We start from the raw sequence: 18,646 nt of genomic DNA, 5'->3' as shown, positions 1-18,646 counted from the left end.
CGGTGAGGCGGTCCAGGGCGTTGGACACCGCGCCCGCCGAGTGCCCGATCACCTTGGCGATCTCGTGCGGGGTGAACTCCGCCCCGGGGTGGGCGGTCAGGTGCCCGGCGACCTTCGCGCGCATCTCACCCGGCCCCGAACGCGGCGCACCCGACGCCGTACGCGGGCGCCCGTTCGCAGCGGCGCGCACCAGCCGCCGTGCCCTCCCCGACCCGCCGTAGGCGGCCTCCACCGCCGTCAGCGCCGCCGCACCATCCCCGGCGTCCAGACCGGACAGCGCCGCCCCGACCGCCTCCTGCAGCGCCGTCAGCGCGTCACGTGCCTCGGCCACCGCCGCCGCATCCATCCCCGCACCCGCTTCTGTGTCCCCGGCGTCGGCATCACCGGCGTTGGCGTGCTGGGTCGTGGTGGCGGTGTCCGCGCCGGTCGGTGTGCCGGTAGCGGGGACGTCAGCCGTTGGCGCGTCTTCGCCGGACGCGTCCGGTGCGGTGTCGGTGGTCGTGGTGTCAGCGGTTCCGGTGGTGGCCGTGACCGGGTGCCAGGTGTCGGGCTGGCGCTTGCCGCCGTCGTGTCCGCCGCGCGTGCGGGTGGCGCGCCCGTCCTGTTCCAGGGCGGTCAGGGTCCGCGCCACCGTCGCGCGGCTGACGCCCGACGCCTCCGCGATCGCGGTCACACTGGCGCCGGGATTGGCCGTCAGCGCGTCCCACACGTCCCCAGCCGCCCCGGACGGACGCGCCCCGCCCGTGATTGCTGCGGCGCCGTTTCCGGTGTTCTCGGTGCCCGTGACGCCGTTCCCAGTGTCGCCATTGCTGGTGATGTTCTTCGCGGCCATTTCGACTCCCATTCGATGCGTCTGGCGACCAGGATTTCCGGCGCCGTTCCCCTTCATCGGGAGCTCGACCATTTCTCGATGCCGCACCACCAGGCAAGCATCTTCGGCCGCTTTTTATTCACCTCAACGGCTGAACCATCTAACCAACTACATCCCGCGCCACTAAACCCACCCAGCGGCAAAGCAGAATTGCACTGATTTATAACCGCACCCTCGTTCGGCCGTACGACTTTTCAGAGACCCGCTGCGGAGAAGGTGCGGGTTCCGAACCCGGTAACACTTCTCAGAAGGCGTTTCGTGCCTCGCTGCAGGTGATAGAGCGGTGGCGGCAAAGCGACTCAGCGGCACGCGACCTCGCTTGGGGCACGCGGGGCCGGCGGTCAGCCTGGCCAAGGAACTAGCCAATGCGGGGCGATATATAGGGAGCGGTCAGTGGAGAACTGCGGGGACAGAACAGTTCCACTCCCAGCACCCGAGCTATTACCAGGGGTCGCCCTGGTGACGAGTCGGGGCCACGAACAGAATATGCACCACCCGCAGCGACCTGCCCAGACACCGCCGACCGGGCCTTCTTCTCATAGACAGAATCCCGAAAAGAACCCCGAATAGAAGGGGCAACCAAACCCCGAAAAGACGAGACGGCCGCCGAGGCGCGCCAGCGAATAAATGCATACAGATCGCCATAACGGCGACGGCCCCGTCCGCAGCCCAGTGAGACTGGGTCTACGGGCGGGGCCCTGACCTGCCGATGTTGCCTCTACTCTGTCCCCAGAGGGGCCAGCCTGATAAGCCCAGGCTGGCCTCTCCTCATGAGACCAGCGAGGCCGCCTGCCCGGTGCCGGACTGGGCGGGGAGGCGAAGGTCCATGTTCGCCCAGACGGTGAACCCGTTGGCCGAACTGCCGTGGACACCGGTCGTCAGCGCCAGCCTGGACACCGTGAGCAGGCCGTAGCCGCCCACCCGCGGTTCACACCCCGGCATCTCGGACCGGATCGTGGGCACGCAGCCTCCACCCAGGTCAGTCACCGCGACGCGTGCGAATTCGCCCAGCGTCACCTCCAGACCGAACCAGCCCTGCTCGCCTCCCGAACGCGAGTGCCGGACCGCGTTGGTGGCCAGCTCGGCCGCCACCACCGCCGCATCCTCCTCACGCCCGGTGCCCTCGAACAGCATCGCGACGAACATCCGCGCCGTGCGCACCTGGTCTTCCCGGCCCTGGTACACCCGACGCCAGCGCATGGGCTCCGCCCCCCACAGCCACTGGCCTGCGGTCGACAGGCCCCAATTTCCCGTTCCCATTTCCCCGTTCTCCTTCTTTCGGGCATGCGTCATCCACACCAGCGAATGACGCCGGACAGCATCAATGAAGGAACGACTCTCACGGTGGGTCAAGTGCTGGACACGATCAACAAACAGAGGACCGCATCCTGCGGGACAAGCCGGCCAACCTGTTCGCACATGTTGGACATATCTCAACTTCGAGCCACTAAGCGACCTATTTCAAACTGGTAGTCCCTCAGAGCAACACGTTGAGCGCCGCCGAAAGACAAGCGCCGCTGGCGTCGGACTGCCCAATATCAGAGGCGTCGCTTGCGCGTGCCGAGCGTGCGGTCCGGGACATGAGCGTGAGCAGTGACCGCCGACGGCTGCGACACAACTTCAATCCATCGGCTAAGACCTGTGCCTGCTGTGATCGCCCTGGGTGTCGTCAGGCAAGGTGTCCGGTGACCGATCGGAGATCCTTTACCAAGAAACCCTGTAGTCGACGAAGGCCCAGGCAGTTGCCGTTTTGAGCACTCGCCCGGCTTTACCTCCCCGGGCGGGAGTACGACTGACACACAGTGTTCTCGCAGGTCACTGCTCTTCTAAGCAGATCATGAACACACCGTGGACACCGTCCCCGCCCACGAGGTGCTCATCATCTGCACACACCGTCACCGATACCTGACGCCGTCGATCCGTCACGACCTTCGGGGGCGTCATGACCAACCACCAGATCAACGACCAGCGTCCGGCCAGTGCAACCACCGGTCAGCGGTCGAGCAACGCGCTGACCGTGGCCGAGCGCTCATTCGTGCTGCTGACCACCGGTCCGAACCCGCTTGCAATCGAGGGATCCGTCATCGGGCACGGCCTGCCCGCCAGGCCGGTCGACCTGCGTGAGCTACGTGCCCTGCTGCTGGACCGGGCCTCGTCCGACGAGTTCAAGGACGCCGTGTGGCGGCAGCTCATCCACCGGGCTCGGACTGGAGGCCCCTCCTGGGTGGTGGGTTGCGCCGGAGTGGCGATGCCAGGTCTGAAGAGCACCGCAGCCCGGGTCATCCGCTACAGCCCAAGCCGACTCGCCGACGACATCGTCTCGGAACTGCTGGTCGAGTTCGTCGCACAGCTGGCGCGCATCGACATCGAACGTTCGCACATCGCCGCCCGGCTGATGCTGTGGGCACGCAAGGGGGCACTACGCGCTCGCGGTCGGGAAATGCGCGACGTGCCATACGACCCCAATGAGCTGCCTGCCTCGGCATCCATCTCCAAGACGGACCCGGTCGCGCTGCTCCTGGAGGCTGCACGTCAAAAGATCATCACTCCGGCTGCCGCCGAACTGATCATCGCGACACGGTTGGACGGCCTGTCCGTCCAAAAGCTGGCCAGCGACCAGGGCCTGCCGGCAAGCCGCCTCTACAAGCAGCGCCAGGCCGCCGAGCTCCGTATCGTGACCGCAATCCAGGAAGGACGAATCTCCACCACCTCTACCATTCTGCATGCGAACGCATAACGCCTAAGTAACTTTGCCGCCCCGGCCATCCGGAGTATTAGGCCGCCCCGGCGGACATGTCTTCATGGAGGAACACGCTCGCCGCAGCATGATCGGTAATTGATCTCGCGCGCGCTTGTGATCGCCTGGTGTCGCCCGCCCTGCCTTTGCGGGCGACACCAGATCCCGCCGCGTGGACTTCCTCCTGGACGTACCGCTCCGGAAATCCCAAGGGATCGTCGAGATCGTTAAGTGCGGGCGTTGGGAGGTCCAGAAAACGCTAGTTGCGGGCGATAACGGCGGAACGCGGAGAATGTCTTGAGGTGTCAACTCCGGTTACGCAAGTGCAGCGTCTGCGAGAGATGCCGGTGCCATACTGTTGACCAGGGTCTTCGGCTCGGGAGAGGAGGTGCTTTGTGATCGACGATGACACCGCGTCGGGGAGGGCGGACGATGACGTCGAGGTACCGCCTCTGGCACGCAAGGTCGATTACCTGTTCCGCCGGATGCATCCGGACGACCGCGGGCCCTACTCGCTTCAGGAGGCCGCGGCCGCGATCGAGGAGCTGACCGGGGAGAAGATCTCACACAACACCCTGTGGAAGCTGCGGACCGGCAAGCACGACAATCCCACCAAGCGGGTGCTGGAGGCCCTGGCGACCTTCTTCGGCGTGCCTCCCTCCTACTTCTTCGACGATGAGGTGTTCCGGGCCGTCGAGGAGCAGATCGAGTTGCTGACCGTCCTGCGCGACACCGGGGCACGCGGCGCGCACCTGCGTAATTTCCTGCGGTTGTCGCCCGAGGCGCAGCAGATGGTCGGTGAACTGATTGAGTCGACCGCCCGCTTGGAGCAGCGCACCAGACCTGACGATCCCGATTCCTCTCCAGATGGTTGAGCCATCTGTGGCACAATCACAGTCGGTGACGAGAGAGTTGCACTAAGTCGGTCACCGAGAGGGAGCGCCTGGCGTTGACATCGGGGAGGTGACCAGTGCGAGGTGCGCTGCGACGGCGGTGCCGTGCTCGTGTGGAAGCGCTGGAGGTCCCCGAGCCGTGGGATTTCGAGCAGTTCCGTGCCAGTGTCGCCGCTCTCACGGGCCGCCCGCTGCGGGTGATGGAGATCCCCGCTATGCCAGCCGGACTGTGCGGTGTGTACGTCTCCACCACTGGCGCTGACTACGTGTACACCACGACGGGAACCACGCAGTTCCATCGCGAGCACATCGCGTTGCATGAGATCGGCCATCTGCTCGCCGGTCACCGGGGCGAGGTGGGCGTGGGAGATCTCGCCAAGGTGTTGCTTCCCGATCTGAGCCCCGAAGTGGTGCGCACGGTGCTGGGGCGCACTAGTTACACCAGCGAGCAAGAGCGGGAAGCCGAGTACTTCGCCACTTTGGTCTTGGAGCGGTCGCGGCCCGGCCGAGTCGAGCCTCGGGTCGCTGTCGCTGATCCAGCCGTCGCCGCCCTGCTTGCCCGGTTGGAGGACAGCTGGGGACGCCGCTCGGTGAATCGGCGTTCCGGGCCGATCGACCAGACCGCCGCCGTCGAGTCACCAGCACGCGATGCGAAGGGTGAGCCGAGCCGCTAGCCGATGCCGGCGAGCGGACGACTCCCACATCATCCGGGGGCTGTCGATGATCAACCTGGTGTTCTGGACGGTCGCCGCGGTGACGTTCGCTGCGGCAGCAGGCAAGGCGCGTGGCCTGCGCGATCCTGATCCTCCACCTGGGCTGAGGGCGGCGTGCCTGATGCTCGTGACGTTCGGCTTGGCCTTGCTGTTGATCTCGGACGGGGCGCAGCAAGTGGAGAGCGCGCTATTCCCCAATCTGGGTCGTCTGCTGTCCAACCTGTGCACGACGGTGGCCGCCTTCGCCGCCTTGGCGCATCTGCTGAGTGTCACGCGCCCACCGGTGGAGGCCCGAGTACGCATCCGCCGCTGGCTGGTAGCGCTGCTGGCTGCCGTAAGCGCCATGACCGGGCTGTTCTTCTCCAGCCCCTTGCCGCCGGTCATCGGCGGCTTCGGTGCCCTTTACCGTGACCGCCCCGCGTTGGTCGCTTACACCCTGATCTACGCACTGTTCCTGGGGTGTGCTCTAACGGGCCTGGCGTTGATCACCGTACGATACGCAGGCCTCGCCGCCCGGCCCGCACTCCGCGGCGGGATGCGGATCGTGGCCTTTGGATGCGTCCTGGGGATCGTCTACCTGGCCGAGAAGACGGTCGTGGTGCTCACGCAGTGGTTGCATCTGGCCTCGCCCGTGCCGGGCCATGACAGGCCGTGCCCTAGCCCACTTCATCCGCTCGGGTGCGTGTTCTCGGTCGGCTTGCCGGTTCTAGCGGCGCTGGCGATCACAATCGGCATGACCCTGCCCGCATGGGGGCCGGCCGCGATGGCCCCGGTCCGGTGGCTGCGGTATTGGCGGACGTATCGGCGCTTGGACCCGTTATGGACGGCATTCGCGGCTGCGATGCCGCAGATCGTCCTGCCCAGAAGCGGGGCGGACCGTTTCAGCTACCGCTACGGGGTGCACCGCCGGGTTATCGAGATCCGTGACGGGCTGCTGCTCCTTGGGCCTTACCGCGACCCCGTCGAAGGCAACGGGACCGAGACCACCGCGTGCGGTGCCGGTCTTCCGGTTCGACAGTCTGCGGCACTGCGGGAGGCGATCTCGATCCGTCTGGCATTGGCCGCTTACCAGTCTGGACGACCTGCAGCAGGACGGACTCGCAGTGCCATTCCCGCCGAAACCGCCCCCCGAGCCGGCCACCAGGAGAAAGACACGATGAACAGCGAGGTCGGCGGCGATCTGGACAGCGAGGCCGGCTGGCTGATGGAGGTGTCCTTAGCGTTCTCCGCCACTGCCGACGTACCCGTGGAGGCCCTCCCTGAGGACACGCCTCGTCCACGTCCATGACGCCGTAGCGTCCCGCGATCCCTATCGAGGAGTCCCTTGTGTTCGACGCCGACTTCCACCGCGACCCGTACCAGGTCTTTGACCGCCTCCGCAGCCAGAGCCCGGTGCAGCGAGTGCAAGTCTCCTCCCGCGGCCACCACGCCTGGTTGATCACCGGATTTGAGCAGGCCCGCGCCGCCTTGGCCGACCCGAGGCTGAGCAGGGACACCCGCCGCTTCGGGTACCTGTTCGGCAACCGTCGCGACATCGCCCCAGCGATACAGGCCACGATGTTGGCTACCGATCCTCCCGACCACACGCGGCTACGCCGCCTGGCCGCCCAGGCGTTCACCTCCACCGCCGTGGACCGGCTTCGCCCCCGCATCCAGCAGATCACTGACCAACTGCTGGAGACGATCGCGCCTCAGGGCGCCGCCGACCTGATCGCTGAGTTCGCCGTACCGCTGCCGGTCACCGTTATCTGCGAGCTACTGGGCGTCCCCGAAAACGACCGCCCCCAGCTCCGCCACTGGTCCGACACCCTGTTCACCACTGCCGACGCCACCGTCCGCGACGAGGCCTCCCACCACATCGCCGACTACATGACGGCCTTGGTCGCCAGCAGGAACCACCACGCCAACCGGAGCCCAGCCCCTCCAAGCGAGGACGGGGACCTGCTCGACACCTTGATCGCGGCCCGACATAGCGGTGACCGCCTCAGCCAGGAGGAAGTGGTGTCGCTTGCGGCGCTACTGGTAATCGCAGGACACGAGACGACCACAAACCTGATCGGCAACGCCGTGCTGGCCCTGCTGCTCAATCCCGATCAGCAGGCCGCAGTGACCACCGATACCGACCTCCTCGCCCCAGCCATCGAGGAATTTCTGCGCTACGACTCGCCCCTCGGGATCGCCACCGTCCGGTTCACTACCGAGCCGGTCGCCTACGGCCCTACCGTGATCCCCGCCGAGCAGATCGTCATGATCTGTATCGGTGCGGCCAACCGCGATCCTGCCCACTACCCCGCCCCCGCGGCCCTCGACCTCACCCGCGCCGGAGGGCGGCACGGCCACCTGGCCTTCGGTCACGGGCCCCACTACTGCCTGGGATCCGTGCTGGCCCGCGCTGAAGCCCGCATAGCTCTGGAAACCCTGCTTCACCGTCTTCCCGAGCTGCACCTGGACGCCATGCCCGAACAGCTTGTCTGGCGTCCCAGCCGGATGATGCGCGGCCTTCGGACCCTTCCGGTTCGCTGGCATCCCCGCCCCTTCTGAATCACCAGACGAACGAGCTGCCTCTCACCACGGCACGTGTTGAGACACACGCCGTCCATCACTTTTACTCCGAGACATGGTGACGATCAGGGCCCAATCCGTTGACAGGTCGAGTTGATGCAACTACTCTCCGTGGAGGTCTTCACTTATAAGTGAAGCCGGATCGTTCAGGTGACGACTCCACGGGGGATACATCATGGGCAAGGACGCCCTCACAGCAGGATGGTCAGACGGGGAAGCCGTTGGCGCCCGTGCGGTCTTCGTCCCAGCCGCGCAGGCCCTGACACGGATCATCCACACTTACGCGCCCGCGCAGGCGGCGCTGTTCCAGCCCGCTCATTGGAGAGGCCTGCAGCCCGACCCTTACGCCCTGCGCCGTGAGAGCGATGCGTTGGCCGATCGTAAGGTCCTTGACCTCGAACTGACGGCGATCAGCATCGCGAACGAGGCCATCGCCATCAGCCCCGAACTGAACAACACCTCCACGACCGCCTGCGGCAGGCTCCGCCACGGCATCAGTTGGGTCAAGGGGGTGAGTTGGATCATGAACGCTGCCCGACCCGTTACTGACGCTGCCGCGGACACCAAGGCATGCCGGCTTCTCGCCCAGGCGGCCGCCGTCGAGCCGCATTTGCGCGACCAGGGCGTGCGCAGCCCAATGGACACGCTCGGGCCGTCCTGACACTGGCAACCTCACCCGGCCAGGGCGCAAGGCGTGTGAAAGTCCCGACACGACAAGGGCTAATAGCACGTGACCCTCTGTTGGCGTCCGAGCTCAATTCCTAGAAAAGCAATCAGTTCTTGAGCGCAGTGGCGCTCACGCCTCGCCATGCGCGCTGGACACGATAAACCGCGAGAAACGATACCTAAGACGTCGAGTGTTTCGCATCGTGCCCGCACCCTCACCCAAAGAGAGCTCGGACACGATGCATAACTCCGGAAACACTTACCTCTGCAATGTCGCCTCACCGACATCAACGGGTCTGAGAACCCACGCGAGGTGAACAACTAACTCGTCAACGCAATGTCGCTTACAACGGTCAGCGGCACCACCCCCGAGGATGTGTGAGCACCATGACCACAAGACCGACCAGACAGGCCAGAACTCGCCACTACCCCGCTCAGCGTGGGAGCGTCTGCATGGCCCGCGACCAGACCATCACGGCGCTTTGCAAATGGCGGCTTCCGGTCTCGGTGGACGACGCCGCTCTGGTCGTCAGCGAGTTGGTCACCAATGCCATCCAGACGTCGGAGCCCACCGACCAGATCACCCTCCACCTGCGGTGGTTCGGAATCGGGCTGGTGATCGGCGTCTGGGACGCCTCCACGGAAATGCCGATCGTCGGGATGGTCCGGACCCTGGCACCGGACGACATCACCCCCGACCCTCGGGCCCTTGGGGACGACGATGACCGACCGGGTGGATGGGGGCTCCCTCTGGTCCAGGCGGTGGCCACCGCATTCCACGTGGAGCGCACCCACTCGCCGATCGGCAAATGGGTGACCGCGCTGCTCCCCACCACAGCCAATGCGATTAGGAAGGAACGTGATGGTGTCGCCTGAGGTCCTCACCGTACTGGCGTTGTGGGCGATGGCGATGATTTGCATCGTGATCGTGCAGGCGGTGCGGCCGGCCAAACTCACGCCTCGACGCTGGATGATGGCCGTAGTCGCCATGCTGCTCCTGACAGGGTGCACTGCTGAGGAATCGTCCGTTCCGCTGCCTACCGCGGCTAAGTCACCCTCGGAATCGCCGCCGCCGCATTCCGACGCTGAGGCGATCAAGCGTTCTTACATCGCATTCATCGAGATCCTCGACCGCGCCGACTCGTTGCCGACTGGTACTCGCCAGCAGGAGCTCGCGCGCCACATGACCGACCCCCAACTAACCAGGGTGATCAACAGAACCCAAGAAATGAATGAAGAGAATATCGCATCGTACGGAAAAGTGGTCGCACATGTGCGGGAGATCCAGGTCAATGGCACGGATGCCACGCTGCGCGACTGCCAAGACTCGCGCGATGCGGGGGTAATGAACACGCTCACCGGCAAGAAAATCAATCGCGGTATCGAGAAGGAGAGCATCAAGGCCTATCTGTCCAAGGGACCCGACGGTCGATGGCGTGTCACAAAAGCGGTCTCCTACGGAAAGGGCTGCTGAGCGATGCCCATCTCTCTCATAGTCCTCACTGCGGCGACCCCGCTCAGTCTCGTCGTCACGATTTCGTCCCCTCAAGAGCCGACCCCACCGGTTGTCGACGAAAATATCCGCAGCTACTGGTTCGGCGCCGAGCAGAATGGAAGGCCAGGTGGCTCCACAGGCGAGCCCGAAGGGCCATCGGAGAACACCGCTCCTTCAAACGGTGATGAGGAACAGTCCATCGGCCCTCATGAATGCAAGACCGTAAAGGACAACGTTCAGGTCTGCACTCCCGTTCGCCGGAAGGAAGGCGGCCCTAAGGTGTCGCCTGCGCAGTTGGCGATGGAGGAATGGAGACGGTTGCCGATTCCCGCTCCACGCGTGCGAACGGCTCCGCCACGTCGGGCCGCTGGACTGGTTGGGTTGCCGGAGTGGTTCTGGGTGACGAACTGGCGGTCGTTGGGAGGACGGGCATCGGCCGGTGCAGCGTGGGTCGAGGTGTCCGCCATCCCACAGCGGATGACGATCGAGCCAGGCGACGGACGCCATACGGTCCGCTGTCCAGGCCCCGGGGCGCCGTACGTTCCGACCAAGTCGGCAACCTCGCAGCACACGAACTGTTCGCACACCTATGTGCGGTCATCGGCGGCTCAGCCGGGCGGTGCTTATCGAGTGCGGGTGGCAGTGGATTGGGGCGGGACCTGGCGGAGCTCGGAAGGGACCGGCGGGGTGTTGCCGCCGTTAAGCCGGTCGACGAGTTTCCGGTTGCGGATCGCCGAGGCCCAGGGCCTGTACGGATGAGGGGCGTCATGACGTCGATCAGCAAGAAGTCTTCACGACCTGGCTCGTCATCGTCGTCCCCGACATCGGGCGGGAACGCGGGCAGCGCAACGGCGAGGCGATTGGCGCGCCAACGACGGCCGGGGTGGATCGCGGCCGGGATCATGCTCGTCGCACTGGCTGTCTTGGCCAATGTGTACATGTTGCGTTCGTCGAGCAACCGGGTCTCGGTGGTGCGGGTGGCACGTGAGGTCCCGGTCGGTCAGCAGATCGTGCGTCTCGATGTCGATGTCGCCTGGGTGGCGGTGGACTCAGCCGTGGCGACGGTTCCGGGACGCCAATTGACGCAGGTCGTGGGGAAGCGAGCGGCGGTCGGGCTGCGTAAGGGGACGTTGCTGGCGGCGTCGCAGTTGACGGCGCAGGCGGCCCCGGAACGCGGTCAGGCGCTGGTGACCGTGCCGCTCAAGACCAGCGCGGTGCCGCCGGGGCTGGCGCCTGGCTGGCGTGTGCGCGCGGTGTTCACCGCAGGTCCTCAAAGCCAAGCAACCGGAACAGCCCTTTCCCAAGCAGCCGCACCGGGTGACGTCCCGGCGATCGTTGACCAGGTGGGCGAGCCGAGTGCAGACGAGTTGGTGACGGTGTCGTTGCTAGTGCCCGAGGCAGACAGCAGTGCGACGGCGCGGCACGCAGCGGCCGAACAGGTCGTGCTCGTAGTGACGGACAGGCGAGGCTGAAATGGCGCTGTACTGTCTGGCCTCTCCCGGCGGGTCGCCGGGGGTGACGACGACCGCGCTCGGGCTGGCTCTGGCCTGGCCTGGGAAGGTGCTGCTGGCCGAGTGCGATCCGATGGGGCGCCGGGTGCTGCCCGGTTACATGGCCGATCGGTTGCGGCAGCCCGCGGGCCCAGGGCTGCTCGGACTCACGACCTCGGCGAGTGCCGAGTCGGACGTGTCCGCTCTTCTCGAGCAGTGCGTTGTCCCGCTGGATGAGGACGGCCGAGCCGAGCTCCTGCATGGGATCCGCGATCCTCGGCACGCCGCGCACCTCGCCGCTCTATGGCCCCTCGTAGCCCGAGCATTGGCGACCCGTGAGGGAGATGTGATCGCTGACTTGGGACGCCTCGGTGGTTCGGAGATGCCGGTGGCGTTGCTGGAGGCCGCCGACCTCGTGGTCGTCGCGCTCAAGCCAACGCTCGCGCAAATCGATGCGGCCAGGCCGCGCCTGGACGTCCTACGGACTCTCGCAGGTGATCATGGGCAGATCGCCGTTTGCCTGATCGCGAACGGTCCCTATAGCGCGGCCGAAATCCGTCGCGTGTTGAAGGCTCCCGTGCTGGCCGAACTGCCCTGCTCGTCGGCCGACGCGCAGGTGCTGTCGGACGGTGCGCGCCCACGCAGGACGTTCCGAGCGTCCTTGCTCCTGCGCTCCTTCGACCGTCTGGGCAAGCGGATGCGTGAGCAGACAGAGCCGCGCGACGAGCCGACCGCCACATCCGACGGCCCTCGCGTCACCGCACAGACGGTGGTGGAGGCAGCCGCGCGCACGACACCAGCAGGGGGACGCTCATGAGTGGGACACCGTGGAGCCCTTCCACACCGCCCGTCTCTGCCACGTTCAGCGGTATCGCAGCCCCATCTGGTCAATCTCACGGAGTCGACCTGTGGGTGGCGGCGCGTGAGGTGTCCGCACGACTGGTGGACGTCCTTACCGACGGCGAGGATCGAGTGCGGGCGTGGCACGTGATCGAGTCGCAGGCCCAGGTGTGGGCGCACGAGCAGATGTCGGCGGGACGTACGGTCCCGGTCGAGGCACAGCGCCAGGTGGCGCGGCTGGTGTTCGACCGCCGATTCGGGCTGGGCCCGTTGCAGCCGTACGTGGACAGCCGCGATGTGGAGAACATCGTCGTCAACGGCTGCCGAGAAACGTGGGTGACCTACACCAGCGGGGTGAAGGAGCCGGGTCCGGCAGTAGCCGAGACCGACGAAGACCTGATCGAGTGGGTGCAGCTACTGGCGCGCCGCGGCAATTCCGGCCGTGAGTTCTCGCATGCCTTTCCGCTGCTGGACGTCGCCCTGCCAGGAGGAGTGCGGTTGGCCGTCGTCGGTTGGGTCTCTCGGCGCCCGCACCTGGCGATCCGGGTGCACCGCCTGGTCGACACCACCCTGGAGGAGCTCACCACCAACGGGACGCTATCGCCGACGTTGCAGGAGTTCTTGTCGGCGGCGGTAAGGGCACGGCGGAACATCATCGTGTGCGGGGAGGTCAACACCGGCAAGACCACGCTGGTGCGCGCTCTCACGGGTGAGATCCCCGCAGCCGAGCGAGTCATCACGTTGGAGAGCGACTTCGAACTGTTCCTGGACGATCCGGCCCTTGCCCATCGGCGCTCGGACGTCGTCGCGCTGGAGGCTCGCCAGGCCAACGCCGAAGGTGCCGGGCAGGTGCGGTTGCAGGATCTGGTGCCGGCGTGCCTGCGACTGAACCCGGACCGGGTGATCGTGGGTGAGGCACGGCACGGAGAGCTCGCGCCGATGCTGGAAGTCATGTACTCGGGGGCGCGCGGTTCGATGTGCACCCTGCACGTCCACCGTCCCGAGCACGTCTTCAACCGGGTGGTGCAGCTCGGCCGCCGCGCCGACCTCGGCCTGTCGGTGGAGGATCTGCATCTGATGTTCGGCCTGGCCGAGCCACTGGTGGTGTATCTGCGACGGAACTCAGTCAGCAACGACCGATTCGTCTCCCAGGTGATGGAGGTCGGCCCGCCTGCGGACTCATCGGAGCCGACTCGCAACCAAATCTTCGTTTCCGGCGAGGACGGCCGCGCGATCCCGGCGGGCGGACACATCAGCGCCGCCCTGCTGAATGACCTCACTGAACACGGTTTCGATCCGGACCTGCTGGCCGCTGAACCCGTCCAGGCGGGCGGTGGCTGGTCATGACAAGCCTTTTGGCCGCATTCACCGGCTGGTGCGGTGCCGTCGGCATCGTCGTTCTCGCCGCCGGTGTCCGAGGGACCGATCCGGCGGGCGAGGAGGGGCGTCCGCCGGATCGGTTGCGGTTGTTGGTGCGGTCTGCGACCTCGTCACAGCGGCGGAACCGGCTGCTGGCCGGGATCGGTTCCGGGCTGGTGGTGTTGCTGCTGACCCGGTGGCCGGTGGCCGCCCTGGCGGTCACCGCCGGGGCGTACGCGTTGCCGCCGATGTTGTCGGGACGCGCGCCGCAGCGCCGGATCGCGCGCCTGGAGGCTTTGGCCCAATGGTCGCGGCGGCTGGCGGAGATGATCGGCGCCAGCCGCGGGCTGGAACAGGCCCTCGCCGACAGCTTCCGCGTCGCCCCCACTCCCATCCGGTCGCAGGTCCAGGTGCTTGCGGGGCGATTGAAGAACCAGGGGGGCACAGAGCAGGCGCTACGAGCGTTCGCCGACGAGCTCGACGATCCGATCGGCGACCTGATCGCTTGTGCGCTGCTGCTGGCCGCCCGGCGCCGCGGCCCCGGCACCCGGGAGGCGTTGAGTCTGCTGGCCGACGCAGTGGAGCAGGAGGTGATCGTGCGACGCGACGTCGAGGCCGAACGCGCCGGGCTCCGAACGACTCTGATTGTGATCGTGGCGTCCGTCGCTGTGCTGAGCGTGCTGTTCGCCTCGTCCCACACTCTGGCCGCCCCTTACGGCACGCCGTTCGGGCAGGGGGTGCTCGCCGTTGTGGCCGCGATTTACACGGCGGGACTGGTGTGGATGCGACGGCTGGCCGTCCTGTCAACCGGCACGCGATTCCTGCACATGGGCGATGGATTCGCAGAGTTCGTTGGGCCCCGGCTCGCTCGCGCTGAACGGCGGCCGAGCCGGTGACCGCGGTGGCAGTCCTCGCGGGATGTCTAGCCGGCACCGGTCTCATCCTGCTCATCCGCGAGTTGTGGCCCGCTCCCCCGCACCTGGACGCGGCGCTAGCCCGGGTGCAGGCCACACCGCTCCCCACCACCTTCGCCCCCACCAGCACCCCAAGCGGGCTTGAGCGCCTGGCCCGGTGGCTGGCGGAGCGGGTGGCGCGCCCCGCCGGGATGCTCGCCGTTCCCCGCTCGGACCTGGCGCTGCTGGGCCGACCGGTCGAGCGGTTCATGCTGGGCAAGCTCGCCCTGTTCCTGACGGGCCTGACCGCACCCTCGGTGCTCGGCGGCCTGGTGGCGCTCGCCGGGGGTTCGCTGCCCTGGGCCCTGCCCGTTCTTGCCAGCCTGGTGCTGGCGGCGGTGCTGTCCCTGGTCCCGGACTGGAACGTGCGTTCTCAGGCCAGGCAGCGGCGCCGCGACTTCCGCCACGCTTTCACCTCCTACCTGCAACTGGTCGTGCTGGAACGCCAAGCTGGCGCCGCCCTGAACGCCGCGCTTGAGAACCCCGCGCAGATCACTAGCGGGTGGCCGTTCCAGCGCATCAATCAAGCGCTGACGCGGGCGCGCCACGCCCAGCAGCAGCCCTGGCGCGCGCTTGCCCAGCTCGGAGCCGACATCGACGTTGGCGACCTGATCGATCTCGCGCACACCGCCGAGATCGCCGGTGGGGAAGGCGCCAAGATGCACGACGTGCTGGTCGCCAAGATCGGTTCGATGCGGCATGAGGCGTCCGCTGCCGCACGTGCCGAGGCCAACGCTCGCACTACTGCGATGTGGGTGCCCACCTCGCTGCTCATGCTCGGGTTCGTCGTCCTGATCGGCTTCCCGTTCTTCTCCAAGCTCCTGAGCTCCGGCTAACACATCCGCATCACGAATTCGGGGGACCATGAACACAATCACCACCGTGGCGGTACGCGTCTTGGCCGCCGCCCTCAACCGCATCGCCGACCTTGACGCCCGTAGCGACCGTGGATCGGGCGTGGTCGAGACGATCATCATCGTCGCCGGGTTCGCCGGTCTGGCCTTCACCGTCTACCTCGCGGTCTCCGGGAAGGTGAACGGCTGGATCAGCAACATCCCCGGCGCCAGCGGCCCATGACCCGCCCCGGCCCATCCCGAAGACGACTGCGTGACGCAGGTTCCGCCACCGTCACCGCCGCCATCATGTTTCCGGCCGTGGGGCTGCTGTTCCTAGTGCTGGCCCAGGCGGTGCTGGTGTCGGTCGCTGGCAACGTAGCGCTGTCGGCCGCCGAAGAGGGCCTCCGCGTCGCCCGCGCCCGACACGGCACAGCCGCCCAGGGCCAAGCGGCAGCCGTGCATTTCGCCCTAGCCGAGCCTGTCCTACAGGCGCCCATCGTTACCGTGTCCGGCTCCACGACCATCACCGTCCAAGTGACCGGGAGCGCGCCGTCGATCCTGCCCGGCGTCAGCATCGGCATCACCCGCACGGCCCGCGGCGCCCGCGAACGCTTCACCGTCGAGGCCGGCGGACCCAACCGTCCTGAAGACGGCCATGCCCCGGTGGAGCCTACGACGCCCAGTCGGTCATGAATCTCTCCATCACCTCCTCGAAGCCGACCCGTGCGCAGGATGCGGGAAACGCCGCGATCGAGGTCGCCGTCCTCGCGCCCTTGTTCATCGCGTTCCTGGCCGGGCTGCTGGTAGTGATGCGCGTCCAGCAAGGCGGGGCCGTGGTGGCGCAGGCAGCCGCCGACGCTGCCCGGCACGCCTCCATCGCCCGCACCGCCTCCCAAGCTCACGCGGACGCAACGTCCAGCGCACTGACAACGCTGCGTGACCGAGGCTTGCACTGCGCCCCGACCGTTCGGCTCGACCTGTCCGGGTTCTATCGCCCCGCCGGTCAGGCCGGGACGGTCGCGGCGCACGTGACCTGCGTGATCCGGCTCACCGACATCGCACTGCCCGGCATGCCGGGCAGCCGCACCGTTACCAAGACCCACCGGTCTCCGATCGACATCTACCGGGCCCGGTGACCACATGAACTTCACATCCCCGCAGGTGACCTGGCCGTGGCGCACGCGGCACGGCGATGACGGCAGTGTGAGCATCTTCGCCGTCATCATCGCCTTGGTCGTGCTGGTGTTCTTCGGTGCCGTCGTCGATTTCGGGAACAAGCTCAAAGCTCGCCAAGTCGCCAGCGTCGTCGCGCAGGAGGCGGCTCGCGCCGGCGCCGGGCGTGTCGACCTCGACCGCGCCTATACCCAGGGCGAGTTCGTCGTGGACCGCCCGTCCGCCGTCCGCGCCGCACGCGCCTATCTGCGCAGCGGCGGCTACACCGGCACCGTGACCGCGTCCGGCACGCATTCCATTCGGGTCCACGTCACCATCACCCGCCCCGCGATCTTTCTGCCCATCATCGGCGTCACCCGGTTGCGCGCCGACGCCGCCGCCACCGCGAACCTCACCACCGGAGTACGAGGACCCCATCGGCCATGACCCACTCCACAAGTAGCCGCAACGCCGAAATTCTGCGCGGGCTCGGCGCCTTGCTGGTCTTCGCCGCCTTGCTGGCAGGTTTGCCGATCGCCCTGTACACCGTGGCCGGGAGCCCAATCCCCGACCGCTCCCCGTCCTGGGATCACCTCAGCGCCACGCTCATGCAGCCCGACACCGACCACCGCCTGTTCCTGGCCGCGATCCGGGTACTCGGCTGGCTGGCCTGGGGGACGTTCACGGCTACGGTCTGCACCGAAACGACCGGCTACTTGGCCGGACGATCCGGCCCTCGCCTGCCGAGCCCCATCCGGCCCCTGCAAATGCTGGCCCGCGACCTGGTCGCCACCGCTGCTCTCGTATTCAGCACTACCGCGACCGTGACCACTCCGGTCTCAGCCGCCGTCCACGTCACCGCGGATGTGCAACCACAAGCGCCCCAGCAGCCGTCAACCAAGCACAATGCGCCACCAGCCCGCAGCCCAGACCGGGAATCCCTACGCGGGGACGAAGGCCCCCACAACACGGGTTCGGAGCACCGGACCTGGCGGACACGCATCATCCACCGCGGCGACACCCTCTGGGACCTGGCCCGCCGCGCCTACGGCTCCGGTGCCCGCTATCCCAAGATCTTCAAAGCCAGCCGCACCCTCGACCAGCCCGACGGCATACCGCCCCTCACCAGCCCGGATGACCTTCATCCCGGCCAACGTGTTCGGATCCCCCAAGCTCCGCAGAAGACCGCAGTTCCGCCACCGGCCCGCAGCCCCCACTCCACCAACACCGACGGAGCCCCCGAGCAGAAGCGCGGCCACACGACTCGCCCTCCACGGACGGTCCCCACCACCGTCCCGGACCAGCCGCCCCAGGCAGCGGGCCCGACTATCGCACCACGGACGGACACTCCACCCACCAACCCATCGACACCGCACGGCACAACCGAAGACGAACCGTCCTCGGCCGTCACCCTGCCGTCCGGTTCCTTCATCGGTCTCGGCCTCGCCGCCGCACTCAGCCTCGCCGTCGCCGCCACCCGCCTGCACCAGCGCCGCCGAAACCCTTCCGCCAGCACCGGCGACACGCCACCCCGAACTGCATCACCGGACCCGACGGCCAAGGCCCGCAAAGCCCACCTAGACCAGACCTACACCGACCACGGCGTACCGGTCCCGTCCGACGCCGACCTCGTCACCCAAGACCGCATTACAGCAGCCCCAGACCACATCTCCCTGGGCACCCGCGACCACGTACCCGTCACCCTGCCCCTCCCAGGCCTCACCCTCGGCCTCACCGGCGACGGCGGACACGCCGCAGCCCGCGCCCTCACCGTCGAACTCCTCGCCAAGGCCCGCCGCGACCGTGCCGAGGTCCTCATCCCTCAGCCAGACGCCGACGTCCTCTATCCCGGCGCCTCTCTCACCGGCATCCCAGGGCTCACCATCACACCCACTTTGACCACGGCCATCACCCAGCTTGAGGCCGAGATCCTGCACCGCGCCCGGCTCCTGGAAACCACCGACCAACCCAACCTGAACGCGCTGCGCGCCACCGACCGAACCGAGCCTCTCCCCACCCTGCTCCTGACCGCCACCATCCCCGAACCAACCGCCGCCACCGTCCACGCCATCACCGAGC

At 67.2% G+C, this 18,646-nt stretch carries 19 protein-coding genes and 1 pseudogene; 18 read left to right on the top strand and 2 right to left on the bottom strand.

The features are described 5' to 3' along the window. A partial coding sequence (locus E1264_RS25415) for a helix-turn-helix domain-containing protein (RefSeq protein ID WP_165964372.1) occupies nt 1–832 on the bottom strand: 832 nt, incomplete at its 3' end. Between the two features lie 807 nt (nt 833–1,639). Continuing rightward, on the bottom strand, nt 1,640–2,131 hold the full coding sequence (locus tag E1264_RS25410) for an ATP-binding protein (RefSeq protein ID WP_132177737.1): 492 nt from the start codon (nt 2,129–2,131) through the stop codon (nt 1,640–1,642). Between the two features lie 682 nt (nt 2,132–2,813). Between E1264_RS25410 and E1264_RS25405 the strand changes: the two genes are divergently transcribed. The 18 genes and pseudogenes from E1264_RS25405 to E1264_RS25320 form a co-directional block, all read left to right on the top strand. Then, entirely contained in the window at nt 2,814–3,608 is a 795-nt protein-coding gene (locus E1264_RS25405) for a sigma-70 family RNA polymerase sigma factor (protein ID WP_132177735.1), read from the top strand. Nucleotides 3,609–4,003: 395 nt separating this feature from the next. Beyond that, nucleotides 4,004–4,483: a helix-turn-helix domain-containing protein gene (locus E1264_RS25400; protein ID WP_207936173.1), complete on the top strand. Its 480-nt coding sequence runs from the start codon at nt 4,004–4,006 to the stop codon at nt 4,481–4,483. 131 nt (nt 4,484–4,614) lie between these two features. Beyond that, nucleotides 4,615–5,175, top strand: a complete 561-nt coding sequence (locus tag E1264_RS25395; protein WP_132177733.1) for a hypothetical protein — start codon at nt 4,615–4,617, stop codon at nt 5,173–5,175. Between the two features lie 46 nt (nt 5,176–5,221). Then, on the top strand, nt 5,222–6,502 hold the full coding sequence (locus tag E1264_RS25390; RefSeq protein ID WP_132177731.1) for an MAB_1171c family putative transporter: 1,281 nt from the start codon (nt 5,222–5,224) through the stop codon (nt 6,500–6,502). A 38-nt stretch (nt 6,503–6,540) separates the two neighbouring features. Beyond that, nucleotides 6,541–7,755: a cytochrome P450 gene (locus E1264_RS25385; RefSeq protein ID WP_132177729.1), complete on the top strand. Its 1,215-nt coding sequence runs from the start codon at nt 6,541–6,543 to the stop codon at nt 7,753–7,755. A gap of 196 nt (nt 7,756–7,951) precedes the next feature. Beyond that, nucleotides 7,952–8,437 carry a hypothetical protein gene (locus E1264_RS25380; RefSeq protein WP_132177727.1) on the top strand — a complete coding sequence of 162 codons (486 nt, stop codon included), beginning with the start codon at nt 7,952–7,954 and terminating at the stop codon, nt 8,435–8,437. 458 nt (nt 8,438–8,895) lie between these two features. Continuing rightward, nucleotides 8,896–9,318, top strand: a complete 423-nt coding sequence (locus tag E1264_RS25375) for an ATP-binding protein (RefSeq protein ID WP_132177725.1) — start codon at nt 8,896–8,898, stop codon at nt 9,316–9,318. Next, on the top strand, nt 9,305–9,916 hold the full coding sequence (locus tag E1264_RS25370; protein WP_132177723.1) for a hypothetical protein: 612 nt from the start codon (nt 9,305–9,307) through the stop codon (nt 9,914–9,916). The genes E1264_RS25375 and E1264_RS25370 overlap by 14 nt, the downstream gene beginning before the upstream one ends. A 788-nt stretch (nt 9,917–10,704) precedes the next feature. Then, entirely contained in the window at nt 10,705–11,409 is a 705-nt protein-coding gene (locus E1264_RS25365) for a hypothetical protein (protein WP_132177721.1), read from the top strand. A 43-nt stretch (nt 11,410–11,452) separates the two neighbouring features. Continuing rightward, nucleotides 11,453–12,244 carry a hypothetical protein gene (locus E1264_RS25360; RefSeq protein ID WP_132177719.1) on the top strand — a complete coding sequence of 264 codons (792 nt, stop codon included), beginning with the start codon at nt 11,453–11,455 and terminating at the stop codon, nt 12,242–12,244. Nucleotides 12,245–12,339: 95 nt separating this feature from the next. Next, nucleotides 12,340–13,614, top strand: coding sequence for an ATPase, T2SS/T4P/T4SS family (locus E1264_RS25355; protein WP_165964371.1), 1,275 nt, complete (start codon nt 12,340–12,342; stop codon nt 13,612–13,614). An 8-nt stretch (nt 13,615–13,622) separates the two neighbouring features. After that, the gene (locus E1264_RS25350; protein ID WP_165964370.1) at nt 13,623–14,522 is read left to right on the top strand and encodes a type II secretion system F family protein; all 900 of its coding nucleotides are present in this window, start codon (nt 13,623–13,625) and stop codon (nt 14,520–14,522) included. Next, nucleotides 14,519–15,415, top strand: a complete 897-nt coding sequence (locus E1264_RS25345; protein ID WP_132177713.1) for a hypothetical protein — start codon at nt 14,519–14,521, stop codon at nt 15,413–15,415. Before E1264_RS25350 ends, E1264_RS25345 begins: the two co-directional genes overlap by 4 nt. A gap of 46 nt (nt 15,416–15,461) precedes the next feature. Next, nucleotides 15,462–15,656, top strand: a complete 195-nt coding sequence (locus E1264_RS25340; RefSeq protein ID WP_132177711.1) for a hypothetical protein — start codon at nt 15,462–15,464, stop codon at nt 15,654–15,656. A gap of 77 nt (nt 15,657–15,733) precedes the next feature. Continuing rightward, on the top strand, nt 15,734–16,108 hold the full coding sequence (locus E1264_RS25335; RefSeq protein ID WP_132177709.1) for a pilus assembly protein: 375 nt from the start codon (nt 15,734–15,736) through the stop codon (nt 16,106–16,108). Next, on the top strand, nt 16,105–16,551 hold the full coding sequence (locus tag E1264_RS25330; RefSeq protein WP_132177707.1) for a TadE/TadG family type IV pilus assembly protein: 447 nt from the start codon (nt 16,105–16,107) through the stop codon (nt 16,549–16,551). The genes E1264_RS25335 and E1264_RS25330 overlap by 4 nt, the downstream gene beginning before the upstream one ends. Before the next feature lie 4 nt (nt 16,552–16,555). Further along, on the top strand, nt 16,556–17,014 hold the full coding sequence (locus E1264_RS25325) for a TadE family protein (protein WP_132177705.1): 459 nt from the start codon (nt 16,556–16,558) through the stop codon (nt 17,012–17,014). Then, a pseudogene (locus E1264_RS25320) lies at nt 17,011–18,646 on the top strand (LysM peptidoglycan-binding domain-containing protein); the annotation flags it as partial. The gene E1264_RS25325 and the pseudogene E1264_RS25320, both read left to right, overlap by 4 nt.

It is taken from the genome of Actinomadura sp. KC216 (assembly GCF_004348535.1).
Taxonomy (GTDB): domain Bacteria; phylum Actinomycetota; class Actinomycetes; order Streptosporangiales; family Streptosporangiaceae; genus Spirillospora.
This window is presented reverse-complemented; position numbering and strand designations above follow the sequence as displayed.

Excerpts from the sequence above, each read along its gene's own strand:
- E1264_RS25410 (WP_132177737.1), bottom strand. The coding sequence starts at position 2,131 with ATGGGAACGGGAAATTGGGGCCTGTCGACCGCAGGCCAGTGGCTGTGG.
- E1264_RS25330 (WP_132177707.1), top strand. The coding sequence starts at position 16,105 with ATGAATCTCTCCATCACCTCCTCGAAGCCGACCCGTGCGCAGGATGCG.
- E1264_RS25405 (WP_132177735.1), top strand. The coding sequence starts at position 2,814 with ATGACCAACCACCAGATCAACGACCAGCGTCCGGCCAGTGCAACCACC.
- E1264_RS25380 (WP_132177727.1), top strand. The coding sequence starts at position 7,952 with ATGGGCAAGGACGCCCTCACAGCAGGATGGTCAGACGGGGAAGCCGTT.
- E1264_RS25390 (WP_132177731.1), top strand. The coding sequence starts at position 5,222 with ATGATCAACCTGGTGTTCTGGACGGTCGCCGCGGTGACGTTCGCTGCG.
- E1264_RS25370 (WP_132177723.1), top strand. The coding sequence starts at position 9,305 with ATGGTGTCGCCTGAGGTCCTCACCGTACTGGCGTTGTGGGCGATGGCG.
- E1264_RS25325 (WP_132177705.1), top strand. The coding sequence starts at position 16,556 with ATGAACTTCACATCCCCGCAGGTGACCTGGCCGTGGCGCACGCGGCAC.
- E1264_RS25365 (WP_132177721.1), top strand. The coding sequence starts at position 10,705 with ATGACGTCGATCAGCAAGAAGTCTTCACGACCTGGCTCGTCATCGTCG.
- E1264_RS25375 (WP_132177725.1), top strand. The coding sequence starts at position 8,896 with ATGGCCCGCGACCAGACCATCACGGCGCTTTGCAAATGGCGGCTTCCG.